Source organism: Endozoicomonas atrinae (assembly GCF_001647025.1).
GTDB classification, from domain to species: Bacteria; Pseudomonadota; Gammaproteobacteria; order Pseudomonadales; family Endozoicomonadaceae; genus Endozoicomonas; species Endozoicomonas atrinae.
The window spans coordinates 1-2,017 of the sequence record NZ_LUKQ02000485.1; the positions used below are offsets into that span (position 1 = coordinate 1).

Below are 2,017 nucleotides of genomic sequence, written 5' to 3' on the forward strand. Positions count from 1 at the left end.
GGGATGGTTAGCACCAAAAGAACAAATTAAAATTGACTTCTTTAGGAATCTTAGGCAATGGCGTTGGGTAGAGAAAAATATCCCATCATTGAAAACACTTGCCAGCAAGAATATTAAAGAGTGGTATAAGCTTTGGAAGAGTAATGCACCATATGTAAATGTCACGAATGCGGAGTTCACAAATATCAAAAAGATGGAAGCAGCTATTAATGAAAATACCACTTGCACCGGGAGATCAAAAACATTTGAAACGTTATTAGGCGCTGGGGGGCAGCGTGAGCAGTGGACCAATCAGCCAGGAGACGGAATACCAGATGTTGGCCGTCTTCTTCAAGGTCTCCCTGCATACAGGAAAGTGACTTCAGGCATATCCCAGAAGGGCAAACCGCTCTTTATTATAACAGATGGCTGTATTGATATCCGTAACCAAACTGAAGATATTCAAGATCGATTTGTGCACTATCTACATAGTGTTACAAAAGCCATGCAGGCGAAAGTCGATGTCGGGCTGGCCAGAAAAGGGCGTTACTCTTACCCTACGCTATCGGTGATAAGAGTATTTGGTTCTATTGAGTTTAAAAATTTATTACTGAACTGTGATAAGTTATTCGCTTTGAGTCAATCTGATGAGATTGATAGGCAGAAAAGAGACGTTGGTATGCTGGAAGATAGCAGAATTAAAGAGATGATGGATGACGAGGATCTGGTTGTTATTAGGTCAGAAGAGTTTCAGAAAATTTATGATGAATATATTGAAAGCGTCGAGTAAAAATCGATCGTGGGTAAATAGTGCACTTATTGAGAAAGAAAACCGGGGTCATTCTTCGTGGAATCATGGAATTAGTGTCAGGTCTTTCATTTTGAACACATAAAACGCTCTTACCTCAACACTCTCGACAAGTCAAAAATCACAATACCGCCCTTGGGTGTTACCATTGTCTTTTGTACGCCGGGGAGCATGGGACCAGATCGCTCAGAAGGGGGACTGATTGGAACAGTGCGATAGGGTGGTCTTATGGTCAATGTACGGAGGGGCAGGGTATAAAAATTCCGGGCAAGAGTGAACCCTGTTTTTTTTACTAACCGATCAGTTATGACTCTCCACTGCTCACCATTCACTCCAGCTCTCCCGCTTTCCGGCTGAATAGGGGCTGGCCGTTTGTCTCGTGGCCGGGGCATAGATAGATAAGAAAATTGGTGGGTGGTCTCAGGATTTTTCAGAAAAAACTGACCCTGATTTATATCAATCGCTGAATACCTTTAATCTCTTCAATGAACGCTCCCAGTGACATAAGCCAGCTTTGCTGGTTTCCGGTATAGCTTGACTGAACGGAAGACGGTAAGACCAGTTGTAAATCCTTAGCAAAATCGTCGTAAACCCTCGCCCAATGCGGGCGGGGATATAAGCCTTCATCTCTGCGGTCTGTGCTTCACTGATTCCCGCTTCAAGAGTGAGCAGGTGCTTCCGGTCAATCTTACCCGCCTCTGCAAGGACCTGACGCCAGCGATCTTTACACGTAGACTTTGCACCAAGCATTCTGAGGTCTGCGACAGGAAAATCTGATTCAAAGAGAACGTCAACAAACTCCTCATAGTCATCGCCCGGTGATGTTTTCATTTGCATTAACGTGTAACGATAGCCATCCGGTATCTCACTGTCCTGCGGATTTTCTGGAAGGACGCAGATTTTTAGCAAGTGATTCCCCTGTGCGTAAACAAATGAAGGTCCGGTTGTCATCACCGGTGTCATTCCGGTAAGACTGATCCTGAAAGTAGGCAGGAATACGCATACCTAGTGGATAATTGGCACCAAAGGCTTGTTTGTATAATTCCATAGAATGTCTTTCTGTCATCTGAGTTATCTGATTGTAATTGCTACCCGAGAAGTATGTGTCATCACCGATGTAATAAGTCTTCAAAACACCAGTTTAATTTGACCTCCCGATTAACCCTTTTCTGGCCGATTGTTTTCCTGTTGGTATCAAGCAGGGAGCAGCGCCATGACCAATCGAGAGGA

At 44.1% G+C, this 2,017-nt stretch carries 3 protein-coding genes; 1 reads left to right on the forward strand and 2 read right to left on the reverse strand.

The window, feature by feature from the left end; genetic code table 11:
* A partial coding sequence (locus tag AK963_RS33875) for a hypothetical protein (RefSeq protein WP_175404707.1) occupies positions 1–769 on the forward strand: 769 nt, incomplete at its 5' end.
* 474 nt (positions 770–1,243) lie between these two features.
* On the opposite strand, the gene AK963_RS28215 is transcribed toward AK963_RS33875, so the two are convergent.
* Positions 1,244–1,696, reverse strand: a complete 453-nt coding sequence (locus AK963_RS28215; protein WP_202969903.1) for a type II restriction endonuclease — start codon at positions 1,694–1,696, stop codon at positions 1,244–1,246.
* Complete coding sequence (locus tag AK963_RS36160; RefSeq protein WP_066018627.1) at positions 1,653–1,835, reverse strand: hypothetical protein; 183 nt, start codon at positions 1,833–1,835, stop codon at positions 1,653–1,655. Before AK963_RS36160 ends, AK963_RS28215 begins: the two co-directional genes overlap by 44 nt.
* Positions 1,836–2,017 lie beyond the last annotated feature (182 nt).

Bases quoted from the DNA above. Each gene is read 5' to 3' on its own strand.
- AK963_RS36160 (WP_066018627.1), bottom strand. From the start codon at position 1,835: ATGGAATTATACAAACAAGCCTTTGGTGCCAATTATCCACTAGGTATG.